22 protein-coding genes are annotated in these 15,218 nt (G+C 53.8%); 16 read left to right on the top strand and 6 right to left on the bottom strand.

The window, feature by feature from the left end:
- The first annotated feature begins 5 nt into the window (after positions 1–5).
- The 10 genes from secY (at position 6) to D8B20_RS15635 (ending at position 5,685) form a co-directional block, all read left to right on the top strand.
- Complete coding sequence (gene secY, locus D8B20_RS15680) at positions 6–1,337, top strand: preprotein translocase subunit SecY (RefSeq protein WP_145889731.1); 1,332 nt, start codon at positions 6–8, stop codon at positions 1,335–1,337.
- 32 nt (positions 1,338–1,369) lie between these two features.
- The gene (gene rpmJ, locus D8B20_RS15675) at positions 1,370–1,486 is read left to right on the top strand and encodes a 50S ribosomal protein L36 (protein WP_004160566.1); all 117 of its coding nucleotides are present in this window, start codon (positions 1,370–1,372) and stop codon (positions 1,484–1,486) included.
- A 146-nt stretch (positions 1,487–1,632) separates the two neighbouring features.
- Positions 1,633–1,989, top strand: a complete 357-nt coding sequence (gene rpsM, locus D8B20_RS15670) for a 30S ribosomal protein S13 (RefSeq protein WP_145889729.1) — start codon at positions 1,633–1,635, stop codon at positions 1,987–1,989.
- Positions 1,990–2,005: 16 nt separating this feature from the next.
- On the top strand, positions 2,006–2,395 hold the full coding sequence (gene rpsK, locus D8B20_RS15665) for a 30S ribosomal protein S11 (protein WP_004160563.1): 390 nt from the start codon (positions 2,006–2,008) through the stop codon (positions 2,393–2,395).
- A 33-nt stretch (positions 2,396–2,428) separates the two neighbouring features.
- Complete coding sequence (gene rpsD, locus D8B20_RS15660) at positions 2,429–3,049, top strand: 30S ribosomal protein S4 (protein WP_013510754.1); 621 nt, start codon at positions 2,429–2,431, stop codon at positions 3,047–3,049.
- A 25-nt stretch (positions 3,050–3,074) separates the two neighbouring features.
- Positions 3,075–4,064: a DNA-directed RNA polymerase subunit alpha gene (locus D8B20_RS15655; RefSeq protein ID WP_003850179.1), complete on the top strand. Its 990-nt coding sequence runs from the start codon at positions 3,075–3,077 to the stop codon at positions 4,062–4,064.
- 40 nt (positions 4,065–4,104) lie between these two features.
- The gene (rplQ, locus tag D8B20_RS15650) at positions 4,105–4,491 is read left to right on the top strand and encodes a 50S ribosomal protein L17 (protein ID WP_003850180.1); all 387 of its coding nucleotides are present in this window, start codon (positions 4,105–4,107) and stop codon (positions 4,489–4,491) included.
- 110 nt (positions 4,492–4,601) lie between these two features.
- Complete coding sequence (locus D8B20_RS15645; protein WP_145889727.1) at positions 4,602–4,973, top strand: DnaJ family domain-containing protein; 372 nt, start codon at positions 4,602–4,604, stop codon at positions 4,971–4,973.
- Position 4,974: 1 nt separating this feature from the next.
- Positions 4,975–5,412, top strand: coding sequence for a Zn(2+)-responsive transcriptional regulator (zntR, locus tag D8B20_RS15640; protein ID WP_145889726.1), 438 nt, complete (start codon positions 4,975–4,977; stop codon positions 5,410–5,412).
- Between the two features lie 51 nt (positions 5,413–5,463).
- Positions 5,464–5,685: an alternative ribosome-rescue factor A gene (locus D8B20_RS15635; protein WP_145889724.1), complete on the top strand. Its 222-nt coding sequence runs from the start codon at positions 5,464–5,466 to the stop codon at positions 5,683–5,685.
- A gap of 19 nt (positions 5,686–5,704) precedes the next feature.
- On the opposite strand, the gene mscL is transcribed toward D8B20_RS15635, so the two are convergent.
- The 5 genes from mscL to def form a co-directional block, all read right to left on the bottom strand.
- Positions 5,705–6,115 carry a large-conductance mechanosensitive channel protein MscL gene (gene mscL / locus D8B20_RS15630; RefSeq protein ID WP_145889722.1) on the bottom strand — a complete coding sequence of 137 codons (411 nt, stop codon included), beginning with the start codon at positions 6,113–6,115 and terminating at the stop codon, positions 5,705–5,707.
- Positions 6,116–6,222: 107 nt separating this feature from the next.
- The gene (gene trkA, locus D8B20_RS15625) at positions 6,223–7,599 is read right to left on the bottom strand and encodes a Trk system potassium transporter TrkA (RefSeq protein WP_145889720.1); all 1,377 of its coding nucleotides are present in this window, start codon (positions 7,597–7,599) and stop codon (positions 6,223–6,225) included.
- A 31-nt stretch (positions 7,600–7,630) separates the two neighbouring features.
- On the bottom strand, positions 7,631–8,917 hold the full coding sequence (gene rsmB / locus D8B20_RS15620; RefSeq protein ID WP_145889718.1) for a 16S rRNA (cytosine(967)-C(5))-methyltransferase RsmB: 1,287 nt from the start codon (positions 8,915–8,917) through the stop codon (positions 7,631–7,633).
- Between the two features lie 45 nt (positions 8,918–8,962).
- Positions 8,963–9,907, bottom strand: coding sequence for a methionyl-tRNA formyltransferase (gene fmt, locus D8B20_RS15615; protein WP_145889716.1), 945 nt, complete (start codon positions 9,905–9,907; stop codon positions 8,963–8,965).
- Positions 9,908–9,928: 21 nt separating this feature from the next.
- A complete protein-coding gene (def, locus tag D8B20_RS15610; RefSeq protein ID WP_145889714.1) occupies positions 9,929–10,441 on the bottom strand; it encodes a peptide deformylase in 513 nt (170 codons plus the stop codon).
- A gap of 114 nt (positions 10,442–10,555) precedes the next feature.
- Here def and dprA point away from each other — a divergent pair, with 114 nt between their 5' ends.
- The 6 genes from dprA to D8B20_RS15580 are packed head-to-tail and all read left to right on the top strand — an operon-like array spanning position 10,556 to position 14,343.
- Complete coding sequence (gene dprA / locus D8B20_RS15605; protein ID WP_145889712.1) at positions 10,556–11,680, top strand: DNA-protecting protein DprA; 1,125 nt, start codon at positions 10,556–10,558, stop codon at positions 11,678–11,680.
- The gene (gene smg / locus D8B20_RS15600) at positions 11,652–12,125 is read left to right on the top strand and encodes a DUF494 family protein Smg (protein ID WP_145889710.1); all 474 of its coding nucleotides are present in this window, start codon (positions 11,652–11,654) and stop codon (positions 12,123–12,125) included. Before dprA ends, smg begins: the two co-directional genes overlap by 29 nt.
- A gap of 24 nt (positions 12,126–12,149) precedes the next feature.
- On the top strand, positions 12,150–12,704 hold the full coding sequence (locus tag D8B20_RS15595; RefSeq protein WP_145889707.1) for a DNA topoisomerase family protein: 555 nt from the start codon (positions 12,150–12,152) through the stop codon (positions 12,702–12,704).
- Positions 12,701–13,276: an L-threonylcarbamoyladenylate synthase type 1 TsaC gene (gene tsaC / locus D8B20_RS15590; RefSeq protein WP_145889705.1), complete on the top strand. Its 576-nt coding sequence runs from the start codon at positions 12,701–12,703 to the stop codon at positions 13,274–13,276. Before D8B20_RS15595 ends, tsaC begins: the two co-directional genes overlap by 4 nt.
- Before the next feature lie 3 nt (positions 13,277–13,279).
- Positions 13,280–14,098 (top strand): shikimate dehydrogenase, encoded by an 819-nt coding sequence (gene aroE / locus D8B20_RS15585; protein WP_145889703.1) that lies wholly within the window; start codon positions 13,280–13,282, stop codon positions 14,096–14,098.
- Positions 14,095–14,343, top strand: coding sequence for a DUF1488 family protein (locus tag D8B20_RS15580; protein ID WP_145889701.1), 249 nt, complete (start codon positions 14,095–14,097; stop codon positions 14,341–14,343). The genes aroE and D8B20_RS15580 overlap by 4 nt, the downstream gene beginning before the upstream one ends.
- On the opposite strand, the gene D8B20_RS15575 is transcribed toward D8B20_RS15580, so the two are convergent.
- A complete protein-coding gene (locus D8B20_RS15575) occupies positions 14,319–14,873 on the bottom strand; it encodes a gamma carbonic anhydrase family protein (RefSeq protein WP_145889700.1) in 555 nt (184 codons plus the stop codon). The genes D8B20_RS15580 and D8B20_RS15575 overlap by 25 nt on opposite strands.
- Positions 14,874–15,218: the final 345 nt, after the last annotated feature.

Raw genomic sequence — 15,218 nt, 5'->3', positions numbered from 1 at the left:
AGCAGATGGCAAAGCAACCGGGATTAGATTTTCAAAGTGCCAAAGGTGGCTTTGGTGAACTGAAGCGCAGACTGTTGTTTGTAATCGGTGCACTGATTGTCTTCCGTATTGGCTCTTTTATTCCAATCCCCGGTATTGATGCCACTGTACTTGCCAAACTGCTTGAGCAACAGCGTGGCACCATCATTGAAATGTTCAACATGTTCTCTGGTGGTGCTCTCAGTCGTGCCTCAATCTTCGCGCTGGGTATTATGCCGTATATTTCGGCCTCTATTATTATCCAGCTGCTGACCGTGGTTCATCCCGCGTTAGCTGAGATCAAGAAAGAGGGTGAAGCTGGTCGTCGTAAGATCAGCCAGTACACCCGCTACGGCACACTGGTTCTGGCTGTATTTCAGTCGATCGGTATCGCTACCGGTCTGCCGAATATGCCGGGAATGCAGGGCCTGGTGTTAAATCCGGGCTTTGCTTTCTACTTTACCGCTGTTGTAAGTCTGGTTACCGGGACAATGTTCCTGATGTGGCTGGGCGAACAGATTACTGAACGGGGTATCGGCAACGGTATCTCGATCATTATCTTCGCAGGTATTGTTGCGGGTCTTCCGCCGGCCATTGGCCATACCATCGAGCAAGCGCGGCAAGGCGACCTGCACTTCCTTCTGTTGCTGTTGGTTGCAGTTCTTGTATTTGCAGTGACGTTCTTTGTTATTTTCGTCGAGCGTGGCCAGCGTCGTATCGTGGTCAACTACGCAAAACGTCAGCAGGGCCGTCGTGTATATGCTGCACAGAGCACACATTTACCGTTGAAAGTGAACATGGCGGGCGTAATCCCGGCAATCTTTGCTTCCAGCATTATTCTGTTCCCGGCAACGATAGCATCCTGGTTCGGGAGCGGTAGTGGTTGGAACTGGCTGACAACAATTTCGCTGTATTTGCAGCCAGGACAGCCGCTTTATGTGCTACTCTATGCGACTGCAATCATCTTCTTCTGTTTCTTCTATACGGCGTTGGTTTTCAACCCGCGTGAAACAGCAGATAACCTGAAGAAGTCTGGTGCATTCGTACCGGGAATTCGTCCGGGAGAGCAAACGGCGAAGTACATCGATAAAGTAATGACACGTCTGACCTTAATCGGCGCACTGTATATTACTTTTATCTGCCTGATCCCGGAGTTCATGCGTGATGCCATGAAGGTTCCCTTCTACTTTGGCGGCACCTCGCTGCTGATCGTAGTGGTCGTCATCATGGACTTTATGGCTCAAGTGCAAACTCTGATGATGTCCAGTCAGTACGAGTCTGCATTGAAGAAAGCTAACCTGAAAGGCTATGGCCGTTAATTCAGTAGCTTGAGAAGTTACGGAGAGTAAAAATGAAAGTTCGTGCTTCCGTCAAGAAATTATGTCGTAACTGCAAAATCATTCGTCGCGACGGTGTCGTACGTGTGATCTGCAGCGCCGAGCCTAAGCATAAACAGCGCCAGGGCTGATTAAGTCACATATTTTTCTTGCAAAGTCGGGTTGAGCTGGCTAGATTAGCCAGCCAATCTTTTGTATGTCGATGCGTTTCCATTTGAGTATCCTGAAAACGGGCTTTTCAGCATGGTTCGCATTTATTTAATTATAGGAGTGCATAGTGGCCCGTATAGCAGGCATTAACATTCCTGATCATAAACATACCGTTATCGCATTAACTTCGATCTTCGGTATCGGCAAAACCCGTTCTAAAGCCATCTGCGCTGAAACGGGCATCGCTGAAAATGTTAAGATCAGTGAGCTGTCTGAAGAACAAATTGATCAGCTGCGTGATGCAGTTGGTAAATTCGTTGTTGAAGGTGATCTGCGCCGTGAAATCACCCTGAGCATCAAGCGTCTGATGGACCTTGGTTGCTACCGTGGTTTACGCCATCGTCGTGGTCTGCCGGTTCGCGGTCAGCGTACTAAGACCAACGCACGTACCCGTAAGGGTCCGCGTAAACCGATCAAGAAATAATCGGGGTGAGTAAATAATGGCAAAGGCACCAGTTCGTGCACGTAAGCGTGTAAGAAAACAAGTCTCAGATGGCGTGGCTCATGTCCATGCGTCTTTTAACAACACCATCGTTACTATTACTGATCGTCAGGGTAACGCACTGGGTTGGGCAACCGCCGGTGGTTCCGGTTTCCGCGGTTCACGTAAATCTACTCCGTTTGCTGCTCAGGTCGCTGCAGAGCGCTGTGCAGAAGCCGTGAAAGATTACGGTATTAAGAACCTGGAAGTTATGGTTAAGGGTCCGGGTCCGGGTCGCGAATCTACGATTCGTGCTCTGAACGCCGCTGGTTTCCGCATCACGAATATTACTGATGTGACTCCGATCCCTCACAACGGTTGTCGTCCGCCGAAAAAACGTCGCGTTTAACGCCCCGTTTTTTAGGTTAGTTGGAGAAAGAAAATGGCAAGATATTTGGGTCCTAAGCTCAAGCTGAGCCGTCGTGAGGGCACTGACTTATTCCTTAAGTCTGGCGTTCGCGCGATTGATTCCAAGTGCAAAATTGAACAAGCCCCTGGTCAGCATGGTGCGCGTAAACCGCGTCTGTCTGATTACGGCGGCCAGTTACGTGAAAAGCAAAAAGTCCGTCGTATCTACGGCGTGCTGGAGCGTCAGTTCCGTAACTACTATAAAGAAGCAGCGCGTCTGAAAGGCAACACCGGTGAAAACCTGTTAGCTCTGCTGGAAGGTCGTCTGGACAACGTAGTTTACCGTATGGGCTTTGGTGCCACGCGTGCAGAAGCACGTCAGCTGGTTAGCCACAAATCCATCCTGGTGAACGGCCGCGTTGTTAACATCGCTTCTTATCAGGTATCTCCGAATGATGTCGTAAGCATCCGTGAGAAAGCCAAAAAGCAATCTCGCGTGAAGGCCGCTCTGGAGCTGGCTGAGCAGCGTGAAAAGCCAACCTGGCTGGAAGTTGATGCGACTAAGATGGAAGGTGTGTTCAAGCGTATTCCTGAGCGTACCGATCTGTCTGCGGACATTAACGAACACCTGATCGTCGAGCTTTACTCTAAGTAAAGCTTAGTACCAAAGAGAGGACACAATGCAGGGTTCTGTGACAGAGTTTCTAAAACCGCGCCTGGTAGATATCGAGCAAGTGAGTTCGACGCACGCCAAGGTGACCCTTGAACCATTAGAGCGTGGCTTTGGCCATACTCTTGGTAACGCACTGCGCCGTATTCTGCTTTCTTCCATGCCGGGTTGCGCGGTGACCGAGGTTGAGATTGATGGCGTGCTGCACGAGTACTCCACCAAAGAGGGCGTACAGGAAGATATCCTGGAAATCCTGCTCAATCTGAAAGGGCTGGCGGTAAGAGTTCAGGGTAAAGATGAAGTTATCCTCACTCTGAATAAATCTGGCATTGGCCCTGTGACTGCAGCCGACATTACCCATGACGGTGATGTCGAAATCGTCAAGCCGCAGCATGTGATCTGCCATCTGACCGATGAAAACGCTGCTATCAGCATGCGTATCAAAGTTCAGCGTGGTCGTGGTTATGTGCCGGCTTCTGCCCGAATTCATTCGGAAGAAGATGAGCGCCCAATCGGCCGTCTGTTGGTTGACGCTTGCTACAGCCCTGTAGACCGTATCGCCTACAATGTTGAAGCAGCGCGTGTAGAACAGCGCACCGACCTGGACAAGCTGGTCATCGAAATGGAAACCAACGGCACAATCGATCCTGAAGAGGCGATTCGTCGTGCGGCAACCATCCTGGCAGAACAACTGGAAGCTTTCGTTGATTTACGTGATGTACGTCAGCCGGAAGTTAAAGAAGAGAAACCAGAATTCGATCCGATCCTGCTGCGCCCTGTTGACGATCTGGAATTGACTGTCCGCTCTGCTAACTGCCTTAAGGCAGAAGCTATCCACTACATCGGTGATCTGGTACAGCGTACCGAGGTTGAGCTGCTTAAAACGCCTAACCTGGGTAAAAAATCTCTTACCGAGATTAAAGACGTGCTCGCATCACGTGGTCTGTCTCTGGGCATGCGCCTGGAAAACTGGCCACCGGCTAGCATTGCTGATGAATAACCCGATCACAGGTTAAGGTTTCACTGAGAAGGATAAGGTCATGCGCCATCGTAAGAGTGGTCGTCAACTGAACCGTAACAGCAGCCATCGTCAGGCTATGTTCCGCAACATGGCTGGTTCTCTGGTTCGTCATGAGATCATTAAGACGACTCTGCCGAAAGCCAAAGAGCTGCGTCGCGTAGTTGAGCCGCTGATTACTCTTGCCAAGACCGACAGCGTAGCTAATCGTCGTCTGGCATTCGCCCGTACTCGTGATAACGAGATCGTGGCAAAACTGTTTAACGAGCTGGGCCCGCGTTTCGCGAGCCGTGCCGGTGGTTACACTCGTATTCTGAAGTGTGGCTTCCGTGCTGGTGACAACGCTCCGATGGCATACATCGAGCTGGTTGATCGTCCAGAAGCTCAAGCAGAAGCTGCTGCAGAGTAATTTGCAGTATCGTAAAAAACCCGCTTCGGCGGGTTTTTTATTGCCTGCTGTTTTTCCCATCCCTTTCTGTTGCGCTATGCTGATGGCTGTCTGACGTTAAGGAGGCTGCTATGTGGTTAATTGATCAGCTCGCTGAACAACATATCCGTGACGCGCTGGAAAAAGGTGAGCTGAGTAATCTGCCCGGTGAAGGCGCACCCCTGCAGCTGGATGATGACAGCGCTGTACCCGCTGAGCTGCGAACCGGTTATCGCTTACTGAAAAATGCCGGCTTTCTTCCACCGGAACTGGCCATGCGGCGCGAAGCACTGGAACTAAACGATCTTCTGCATGAACTCGACCCCGCCGACAGGCAAACGCGCGAGGTGGCGAAGCGACTGTCCCTGCTGGAGATAAAATTACGCCAGGCCGGCATGAGTACAGATTTTTTGCACAGTGAATACCGCAACAGCATTACTCAGCGCCTGCAGCAGGAGGAATAGCATGTATCGTATTGGCCAGCTGGCAAAACTGGCGGATGTGACACCCGATACCATCCGCTTTTACGAAAAACAGCAGATGATGGATCATGAAGTGCGCACACAGGGCGGTTTTCGCCTCTACAGCGACAACGATCTGCAGCGGCTGCGCTTTATTCGTTATGGCCGACAGCTGGGTTTCAGCCTGGAATCGATCCGCGATTTGCTGTCGATCCGCATCGATCCGGAACACCATACCTGTCAGGAATCCAAAGCGATCGTGGCAAAGCGGCTGGATGAAGTGACTGGCATGATTGCAGAGTTACAAACCATCCAGCGCTCGCTGCAGCGTTTAGCAGAAACCTGCTGCGGCGATCGGCACAGTTCAGCCTGCTGCTCCATTCTGGAGGCACTGGAAACCGGGTCAGATCCGCAGACTGAAATTTGCTGCCGCAGGGATTGAAAAATTGCCTGTCAGGTATAAAGTTACCTTTCCGCAATCAGGAGGAATGAAATGAGTCACTATCAGCACCGTAAAGGCAAGATCAATGATAATGCGCTGGAAGCACTGCTACATGATCCGCTTTATCGTCAGCGCATCGAGCAGAACCAAAAAGGTAAAGGCAGTTACCGGCGTAAAGAGAAACACATCAGTAAGGCCGAAAGCCGGGAGGCCAGTGGTAAGCAAGCGTGTTTACCACTGGCCTTCTGCTTCAGCGACAAAAAAGCCGCCTGATTCAGGCGGCTTTTTCGCATCACACTTTGCTATTTTGCTGTTTCAGCAGATCGCGGATCTCAGTCAGCAGCACTTCTTCGTTAGACGGTTTTGGTGCCGGCTTTTCAACTTCTTTTTTCTTATACAGTTTATTCATCAGCTTGATCGCGATGAAAATAGCGAATGCGACGATAACGAAATCGAAAATGGACTGAATAAAGGTTCCGTATTCCATAACGACCGCAGGCACATCACCTTGTGCGGGTTTCAGCACCCATTTGAACTGTTTGAAATCCACACCACCAATCAGTAAACCCAGCGGCGGCATAATGATGTTGGCAACTAATGAGGAAACGATTTTACCGAATGCAGCACCGATGATCACACCGACAGCCAGATCCACCACGTTTCCGCGCATCGCAAAATCACGAAACTCTTTGAAAAAACTCATTGTTATCTCCTTGCCTTGGCCAATGGCTAAAGTCTAACAAACCTTTGTGTAATTGCCATTATTACAACGGATTAAACGCAGCGATAACGGCCGCTCTTCTCTGACGATTATAAAAAGAACGGGCTCGGCTGGAACAATCGCTCCACATCCGGCACGAATTTCTTGTCCGTCAGGAACATGATGACGTGATCGCCTTGCTCGATGCGCACGTTATCATTGGCGATGATCACTTCGTCCCCGCGCACCACCGCACCGATAATCGTGCCTGGCGGCAGCTTGATGTCTTCAATCAGGCGGCCTACAACGCGCGACGTCGTTTCATCCCCGTGTGCAATGGCTTCAATGGCTTCCGCGATGCCGCGACGCAGTGACGAAACGCCCACAATATCTGCTTTGCGCACATGGCCAAGCAAGGCAGAGATGGTCGCCTGCTGCGGTGAAATCGCGATATCGATCACGCTGCCCTGGACCAGGTCTACATAAGCACGGCGCTGGATCAGCACCATGACCTTTTTCGCCCCCATTTTCTTGGCCAGCATGGCAGACATAATGTTGGCTTCATCGTCGTTAGTGACGGCGATGAACAGATCTACCTGTTCTACGTGTTCTTCAGCCAGAAGCTCCTGGTCAGAGGCATCGCCATAAAACACAATGGTGTCCTGCAGATGCTCAGCCAGTTCCGCCGCGCGCTGCTGATTACGTTCAATCAGTTTCACGCTGTACTGTTTTTCCAGTCGCTGAGCGAGTCCAAAGCCAATATTGCCGCCGCCTACCAGCATGATGCGTTTGTAGGGTTTCTCCAGCCGCTGCATTTCACTCATTACTGCCCGGATATGCTGGCTTGCCGCAATGAAAAACACTTCGTCGCCGGCTTCGACAATGGTCGATCCCTGTGGTCGGATAGGGCGATCCTGGCGAAAGATCGCCGCCACGCGCGTATCAATATGCGGCATGTGCTCGCGCAGAATTGACAGGGGATTCCCGACCAGCGGCCCGCCATAATAGGCCTTTACCACGGCAAGACTGACTTTGCCTTCGGCAAAGTTCACCACCTGCAGGGCACCCGGATACTGAATCAGCCGGTAAATGTTATCGATAACCAGCTGTTCCGGCGATATCAGGTGGTCAATCGGCACGGCTTCCGGCACAAACAGTTTGTCCGCATCGCGCAGATAATCGGCGGCACGAATACGTGCGATGCGGTTTGGGGTATTAAACAGCGAGTAAGCAATCTGACAGGCGATCATGTTGGTCTCGTCAGAACTGGTTACCGCAACCAGCATATCGGCGTCTTCCGCACCGGCCTCACGCAGTACGCGCGGATGGGAACCGTGTCCCTGCACCACGCGCAGATCGAATTTATCCTGCAGCACGCGTAAACGTGAGGGATCGCTGTCAACCACGGTGATGTCGTTGTTTTCACCCACCAGGTTTTCTGCCAGCGTGCCGCCGACCTGGCCTGCGCCGAGAATAATAATTTTCATCGTCAGAGTGCCTGTATCTGTATGCGCTGAACTATTTTTTTGTCAGCTTAGCGTAGAAGAACCCGTCGCCGCCATCGGGGGTCGGGAAAACCTGCCAGCCATCTGGCTGGCCCTGCGGCAGGGTTACCGCCACAGCATCATCATGCGCGGCAAGAAAAGCGCTAATCTGGTGCTGGTTTTCCTGCGGCAGAACAGAGCAGGTTGCATACAGCAGGGTGCCGCCAGATTTCAGGCGCGGCCAGATAGCGTCCAGAATCTCTTTCTGCAACGCCGCCAGTTCAGCGATATCGCGATCGCGGCGCAGCCATTTGATATCGGGATGACGGCGAATGACGCCGGTAGCGGAGCAGGGCGCATCTAACAGGATGCGATCGAACTGCCTGTCATCACACCATGCCGCTGGCGTGCGGCCGTCGCCCTGACGAACGTCGGCCTGCATACCCAGGCGCTGCAGATTCTCCCGGACGCGGTGCAGACGTTGTTCATCAATATCAACCGCCATCACCTTTGCCTGCGGAGCAATTTCAAGGATATGCGTGGTTTTTCCACCTGGTGCGGCGCAAAGGTCGAGAATAGTTTCATCGTCCTGCGGTTCCAGCAGCAGGGCGCAGCGCTGGGCAGAGAGGTCCTGTACCGTGACCCAGCCCTGCTCAAAGCCCGGCAGCTGAGTCACCGGTGCCGGTGACTCAAGACGCAGCGCATCCGGCGCGTCAGCCGTAAAGGCAGTTTTTTCCTGCTCCGCCAGCTGCGCCAGCCAGGCATCGCGTGACTGATGCTGACGATTAACGCGTAGCCACATCGGTGGACGCTGGTTATTGGCTTCCACAATCTGCTGCCACTGCTCCGGCCAGGCGGTTTGTAAACGCCTGAGCAGCCAGCCGGGGTGCCAGTAACGCTGCGGTCCCTGATCCACGTCTGCCAGCAGCGTGTCCCGCTGGCGCTGGAACTGGCGCAGGACGCCATTCAGCAACCCTTTCAGATTGCCGCGCTTCAGCACCTCGGCCCCTGCCACGGTTTCCGCCAGCGCCGCGTGCGCTGGCACGCGGGTATAAAGCAGCTGGTAGAGACCTACCATGATCAGATAGTGCAGCACGCGCTGTTTACCGGTTAACGGGCGCTCCATCAGTTTGCCGATCAGCGCTTCCAGCTGTGGCAGCGTGCGCATCACACCAAAACAGAGCTCCTGCAGCAGCGCGCCATCTTTATCAGCCAGCGTTTTCTGGGCGGCTGGCAGGATAGCGCTCAGCGATTCACCTTTATCGACCACGCGCTCAATCAGTTGCGCGGCAAGGCTGCGCAGGTTGGTTGTTTTTTTCATATTCATTCATCAAACAAAAGCCCGGTATAAACCGGGCTGGAGGAATCAGGGCAGAACGGTTCCGGGCGTGAACCACTCACGACGTGAATTGAGCAGATCCTGCGCGGACATGGCTTTTTTACCGGCCGGCTGCAGTGACAGCAGGTTCAGCACGCCATCCGCAGTGGCAACCTGAATGCCGGATTTGTCTGCGTGCACAATTTCGCCAGGCTGCCTGTCCTGATGAGGCAGGACGCTGGCCTGCCACACTTTCACCGGTTGTTCATCAATCGTGAAATAACTGACGGGCCACGGATTAAAGGCGCGGATGCAGCGCTCAAGCTGCGCTGCCGGAAGCGACCAGTTAAGACGCGCTTCCTCTTTGCTGAGTTTTTCTGCATAGGAGACCTGCGCTTCGTCCTGCACTTCCGGGCGGGCCGTGCCATTGGCCAGCGCCGTTAGCGTCTGCAGCATGCCCTGTGGGCCAAGCTGCGCCAGCTTGTCATACAGCGAGGCGCTGGTGTCGTTGGCCAGGATTGGACAGGAGAGCTTGCACAGCATGTCGCCGGTGTCCAGGCCCGCATCCATTTGCATGATGGTGACACCGGTTTCACTGTCGCCCGCCCAGAGCGAACGCTGAATCGGGGCGGCACCGCGCCAGCGCGGCAGCAGCGAGCCGTGCACATTGATACAGCCGAGGCGCGGCATATCCAGCACGGCCTGCGGCAAAATCAGGCCATAGGCGACCACGACCATCACATCTGCCTGAAGGTCGGCAACCAGCTGCTGATTTTCGGCAGGTTTAAGGGACGCTGGCTGAAACACCGGCACATTGTGCGCCTCAGCCAGCACTTTAACCGGGCTGGGCGTCAGTTTGTTGCCGCGTCCGGCCGGGCGGTCGGGCTGGGTAAAGACGCCAGTAACCTGATGTTCAGACGCAAGCAGCGCGTCAAGATGACGCGCTGCAAAATCGGGTGTCCCGGCAAAGATAATTTTCAATGGAGCAGACACAGTTCAGCCTTCTGTTAACACTCAGGATGCGCGCGCATTCTGGCGAGCCAGTTTTTCCAGTTTCTGTTTAATACGCTGACGTTTCAGCGGTGACAGATAATCGATGAACAGCTTGCCATCAAGGTGGTCAATTTCGTGCTGAATACAGATAGCCAGCAGGCCGTCAGTTTCCAGTTCAAAAGGCTTGCCGTCACGATCCAGCGCCCGCACTTTTACCCGCTCGGCGCGTGGCACGAAGGCACGCTGCTCAGGGATTGACAGACAGCCTTCTTCAATACCGGTTTCGCCGCTCTTTTCCAGCAACTCCGGGTTAATCAAAACCAGGCGCTCGTCGCGGTTTTCAGAGACATCAATCACAATGATGCGCTGATGAATATCAACCTGCGTCGCCGCCAGGCCAATACCTTCTTCGGCGTACATGGTTTCAAACATGTCGTCGACGATGCGCTGAACATCGGTATTCACCGCTGCAACCGGTGCAGCAATTTTGCGAAGGCGATCGTCAGGGAAATGTAATACCTGCAAAACTGACATAAATATCCAGATCTGTATGCGTTAAAGAAAAGTTTACTGCCTCATATTGTAGACTTTTTGGGGCCTGATTGACAGCATTGCACCGCATCGGAGACGGCTGGCAGGGAGCGCGCTATGGAAAGGATCGAAGGGTTACTCAGGCTGGCAAATGTGCATGGACTATGCGGCCAACGTGCGCAACGTTTTGCGCGGGCATTACAGTGCGCCGATGAGGTGGATGATGACTGGCTGCAGCAGCACGGGCTGGATGCCACACAGCGGCAACAGTTTTTCGCGCCCGGTTCGCGTCAGCTGGAGAGGGTGCAGCAGTGGCTGCTTACGAATCACCATCATCTGATTGCCTGCTGTGATGAAAGCTACCCGCAATCGCTGACCGAAATCAGCCGCTATCCGGCGGTGCTTTATGTCGCAGGCGATCTGCGCTCACTGATGACACCGCAGCTGGCGGTAGTAGGCAGCCGCCACTGTTCCCCCTATGGCCGGCAGTGGGGCAGCTGGTTTACTCAGCAGCTTTCCCTTAGTGGCTTAACCATAACCAGCGGTCTGGCGCGCGGCATTGATGGCATCGCACACCGCGCAGCGCTGGATGCACAGGGCACAACGGTGGCCGTCCTCGGCAGCGGGCTGAAGCATATCTATCCGAAAAATCATCAGGCACTGGCGAACAGCATTATCGATAGCGGCGGCGCACTGATCTCTGAACAACCCCTTGAGGCCCCACCGCTTGCCGTTAATTTCCCGCGGCGTAATCGCATCATTAGCGGTCTCAGCCTGGGTGTGCTGGTGGTGGAGGCTTCGCTGAAAAGCGGCTCATTGGTCACCGCGCGTTATGCCCTGGAGCAGAATCGTAACGTCTATGCGCTGCCTGGCGCACTGGGCAACCCGGGGAGTGAAGGCACGCACTGGCTGATACAACAGGGTGCCCTGCTGGTGTCGCATCCCGGCGCGATTCTGGAAGATTTGCACTCTACGCTGCAGTGGCTGCCGGTTAGCAGTTCGGAAACAATATATTCACAACACAGTGACGATGTTCCATTGCCATTTGCAGGCGTGTTGGCTAACGTAGGTGATGAGGTTACACCTGTTGACGTCGTCGCTGAACGTGCCGGCCAACCTGTGCCAGTTATCGCAGCGCAATTGCTGGAGCTGGAGTTAGCAGGATGGATCGCAGCTGTACCCGGCGGCTATGTCCGATTGAGGAGGGCATGCCATGTTCGACGTACTTATGTACTTGTTTGAGACTTATATCCACAACGAAGCGGAAATGCGCGTTGACCAGGATAAATTGACCGATGATTTAACCGATGCCGGTTTTCATCGCGAAGATATCTACAATGCGTTGAATTGGCTTGAACGATTAGCGGACTATCAGGATGGGCTGGTTGCGCCAGTACTGCTGGCTAACGATCCGCTCTCAATGCGAATCTACACGGAAGAGGAAAGCCAGCGTCTGGATGCCGAATGCCGCGGTTTCGTTCTGTTTCTGGAGCAGATCCAGGTGCTGAATATGGAAACGCGCGAAATGGTCATCGAGCGGGTCATGGCCCTTGATACCCTGGAATTCGATCTGGAAGATCTCAAATGGGTGGTGCTGATGGTGTTGTTTAACATTCCCGGATGTGAAAATGCCTATCAGCAAATGGAAGAACTGTTATTCGACGTCAATGAAGGTATGCTGCATTAATTTGCGATTAATGCATTGGGTTCTATGAGTAAACCAGCACTTTTCACCGTGCGTAAACACGATCCCTGCCCCGCTTGCGGGGCAGAACTGGTCATACGCAGCGGAAAACATGGCCCTTTCCTGGGGTGTGTGAATTACCCCACCTGTGACTATATCCGGCCGCTAAAAGCGCAGGGCGACGGGCACGTTGTTAAAGTGCTGGAAGGCCACGCCTGCCCACAGTGCGGTGCAGATAAAGTCTTGCGCCAGGGGCGGTTTGGTATGTTCGTAGGCTGCAGCCACTATCCGGACTGCGACTATACCGAAACCATCGATAAGCCAGACGAAACGGCCATTGCTTGCCCGCAGTGCGCCAGCGGTAAACTGGTGCAACGTCGTTCGCGCTATGGCAAAACCTTTCACGCGTGCGATCGCTATCCTGAATGTCAGTTTGCCGTCAATGCCACGCCTGTTGAAGGCGTCTGTCCCCATTGCCAGTTTCCATTACTGATTGAAAAGAAAACAGCCCAGGGCATGAAGCGCTTCTGCGCCAGCAAACGCTGCGGCAAAGCCGTTGCCCGCAATGAAGAGTCATCATGAAACAAAGTATGCATTCACCAGGAAGCCTCGACTTCTGCATCGATCAACTTCACCAGCAGCAGGTGATTGCCTATCCCACCGAAGCGGTATTCGGACTGGGATGTGATCCGGATAGTGAAAGCGCCGTCATGGCGTTGCTGGCTCTGAAACAGCGTCCGGTTGAAAAGGGGCTGATTTTGATTGCTGCCGATTACACGCAGTTACTGCCTTATATTGCCGATCACGCACTGTCCGCAGAGCAACGGGAGCGCATGTTTGCCAGCTGGCCCGGTCCGGTCACTTATGTGGTGCCGGCGTTACCGCAGACGCCGCGCTGGCTGACAGGGCGGTTTGATTCGCTGGCGGTGCGCGTCAGCGATCATCCGGATGTTCAGGCGCTGTGCCGTGGCTTCGGCAAACCGCTGGTTTCAACCAGCGCTAATCTCTCTGGCGAGCCGCCGTGCCGCACTGCTGCTGAGGTAGCGCTGCAGTTTGGCCCGCAATTTCCGGTCTTGCAGGCGGAAACAGGCGGACGACGTAATCCCTCTGAAATACGTGACGCGATTAGCGGTGAACTCATTCGTCAGGGTTAATTGATGGAACAATATGCAGTTTTTGGCAACCCCATTGCCCACAGTAAATCGCCTCTGATTCATGCCATGTTTGCCCGGCAAACCGGTATTGAGCATACCTATGGGCGCGTCTGTGCGCCCCTTGACGCTTTTCCCCGCGCCATAACCGACTTCTTTGCTGCCGGCGGAAAAGGCTGCAACGTAACATTACCGTTTAAGCAGCAGGCCTGGGAGCTTGCGGATACGCTGAGTGAACGTGCTGCGTTATCCGGAGCCGTTAATACCCTGAAGAAAAACGCCGACGGCACAGTGTTTGGTGATAACACCGATGGCATTGGCCTGTTGAGCGATCTGCAGCGTTTGCAGATGATCCATCCTGGCAATCGTATCCTGCTGGTGGGTGCCGGCGGTGCCGCACGCGGTGTCATCCTGCCCCTGCTTTCATTGAATTGCTCGCTGGTGGTGGTCAACCGCACGGTTGAGCGTGCACAGCAGCTGGCCGAGGTTTTTCAGCATTGCGGCGAGATACAAGCGCTGACGTTTTCTCAGCTGGCGGGACAAACTTTTGATTTGGTTATCAATGCGACGTCCAGCGGCGTAGAAGGCAAAGTGCCGCTCTTACCCGATTCGCTGATAAGCGGAGAAGTGTGCTGCTACGATATGTTTTATCAGCAGGGACTGACGCCGTTTCTGCAGTGGTGTCAGCAGCACGGTGCGCTACAACTGGCCGACGGAACGGGAATGCTGGTGGGGCAGGCGGCTCACGCATTTCAGTTATGGCATAACGTGATGCCTGACATCACGCCGGTGATTGCCCATCTGCAGCAGGCCATGCAGTCATGAATCAGGCTATTCAGTTTCCCGATTGCGAAAGCTGGGATGCGGCTCAGCAGGCGGTCATCTTTCCGGTGCTGGTGAATGGCATGGGACTGACCTGTGCCATTACTCTGGAAAGGCTGCGTTCACGCTACGGTGCGGGAGAAGCGATGGCGCTGTTTACAGCCCATCGCTGGGATCTGGAAGACGAAGCAGAACAGCTGATCCGTGAAGAAGAGGTCAGCGATCAGGGTTGGGTATGGTTATCCTGACGCAGATACTCATCTTTCCAGCCAACGTAATTGCCGGCTGAATAGAGCAGGCCGGCAATCTCAGCCTCGCTGAGCGGTCGCACCTGCTTTACCGGGCTGCCTAAATAGAGAAAGCCGCTCTCCAGACGTTTTCCGGGTGGCACCAGACTACCGGCACCAATCATCACATCATCTTCGATGATCGCGCCATCCAGTACGATCGATCCCATCCCCACCAGTACACGATTGCCAATATGGCAGCCGTGCAGCATCGCTTTATGTCCGACCGTGACGTCCTCGCCGATAATCAGCGGATGCCCTTCCGGGTTGCTGGCCGATTTATGTGTAACGTGTAATACGCTGCCGTCCTGAATATTACTTCTTTTACCGATAACGACCTGGTTTACATCACCGCGAATCGCCACCAGTGGCCAGATGCTGACGTCATCAGCAAGTAGCACATTCCCGACGACCACGCTGCTGTCATCTACCATAACGCGATCGCCTGTGCGGGGATAATGCTGCTTATAAGGTCGTAAAGCGACAGACATGATCCTTCTCCTTCTGTGTATGTATGGCCAGCGTGCGGCGAATTTTGCTGATAAACAAGATGATTATTGAGCGGATCGCTCGCGATCGCAGCGAAAAGAGTGAAAACTCGCCACTCAGTAAAAAAGATCGAAAAAAGGGGTTGTGCAAAAAATCCGGATCCCTATAATGCGCCACCACTGAGACGGCAAAGCGGCAACGCAGGCGGCTCAGCAGGGCGTGAAGCGATTCACCCCGCCGGAGAAAAACCTCTGAAAAAGAGGTTGACTCTGAAGGAGGAAAGCGTAATATACGCCACCTCGCGACAGCAGGCAGTACGCCGCGTCGCACCGCTCTTTAACAATTTA

Source organism: Candidatus Pantoea soli, from assembly GCF_007833795.1.
GTDB classification, from domain to species: Bacteria; Pseudomonadota; Gammaproteobacteria; order Enterobacterales; family Enterobacteriaceae; genus Pantoea; species Pantoea soli.
This window is presented reverse-complemented; position numbering and strand designations above follow the sequence as displayed.

What these genes read in the sequence shown, in the direction of transcription:
- rsmB (WP_145889718.1), bottom strand. Translation starts at nt 8,917, where the DNA reads ATGAAAAAAACAACCAACCTGCGCAGCCTTGCCGCGCAACTGATTGAG.
- D8B20_RS15655 (WP_003850179.1), top strand. Translation starts at nt 3,075, where the DNA reads ATGCAGGGTTCTGTGACAGAGTTTCTAAAACCGCGCCTGGTAGATATC.
- rpsD (WP_013510754.1), top strand. Translation starts at nt 2,429, where the DNA reads ATGGCAAGATATTTGGGTCCTAAGCTCAAGCTGAGCCGTCGTGAGGGC.
- D8B20_RS15575 (WP_145889700.1), bottom strand. Translation starts at nt 14,873, where the DNA reads ATGTCTGTCGCTTTACGACCTTATAAGCAGCATTATCCCCGCACAGGC.
- D8B20_RS15595 (WP_145889707.1), top strand. Translation starts at nt 12,150, where the DNA reads ATGAGTAAACCAGCACTTTTCACCGTGCGTAAACACGATCCCTGCCCC.
- mscL (WP_145889722.1), bottom strand. Translation starts at nt 6,115, where the DNA reads ATGAGTTTTTTCAAAGAGTTTCGTGATTTTGCGATGCGCGGAAACGTG.
- D8B20_RS15635 (WP_145889724.1), top strand. Translation starts at nt 5,464, where the DNA reads ATGAGTCACTATCAGCACCGTAAAGGCAAGATCAATGATAATGCGCTG.
- aroE (WP_145889703.1), top strand. Translation starts at nt 13,280, where the DNA reads ATGGAACAATATGCAGTTTTTGGCAACCCCATTGCCCACAGTAAATCG.
- rplQ (WP_003850180.1), top strand. Translation starts at nt 4,105, where the DNA reads ATGCGCCATCGTAAGAGTGGTCGTCAACTGAACCGTAACAGCAGCCAT.
- D8B20_RS15645 (WP_145889727.1), top strand. Translation starts at nt 4,602, where the DNA reads ATGTGGTTAATTGATCAGCTCGCTGAACAACATATCCGTGACGCGCTG.
- zntR (WP_145889726.1), top strand. Translation starts at nt 4,975, where the DNA reads ATGTATCGTATTGGCCAGCTGGCAAAACTGGCGGATGTGACACCCGAT.
- rpmJ (WP_004160566.1), top strand. Translation starts at nt 1,370, where the DNA reads ATGAAAGTTCGTGCTTCCGTCAAGAAATTATGTCGTAACTGCAAAATC.
- trkA (WP_145889720.1), bottom strand. Translation starts at nt 7,599, where the DNA reads ATGAAAATTATTATTCTCGGCGCAGGCCAGGTCGGCGGCACGCTGGCA.
- dprA (WP_145889712.1), top strand. Translation starts at nt 10,556, where the DNA reads ATGGAAAGGATCGAAGGGTTACTCAGGCTGGCAAATGTGCATGGACTA.
- secY (WP_145889731.1), top strand. Translation starts at nt 6, where the DNA reads ATGGCAAAGCAACCGGGATTAGATTTTCAAAGTGCCAAAGGTGGCTTT.
- rpsK (WP_004160563.1), top strand. Translation starts at nt 2,006, where the DNA reads ATGGCAAAGGCACCAGTTCGTGCACGTAAGCGTGTAAGAAAACAAGTC.
- def (WP_145889714.1), bottom strand. Translation starts at nt 10,441, where the DNA reads ATGTCAGTTTTGCAGGTATTACATTTCCCTGACGATCGCCTTCGCAAA.
- tsaC (WP_145889705.1), top strand. Translation starts at nt 12,701, where the DNA reads ATGAAACAAAGTATGCATTCACCAGGAAGCCTCGACTTCTGCATCGAT.
- smg (WP_145889710.1), top strand. Translation starts at nt 11,652, where the DNA reads ATGTTCGACGTACTTATGTACTTGTTTGAGACTTATATCCACAACGAA.
- D8B20_RS15580 (WP_145889701.1), top strand. Translation starts at nt 14,095, where the DNA reads ATGAATCAGGCTATTCAGTTTCCCGATTGCGAAAGCTGGGATGCGGCT.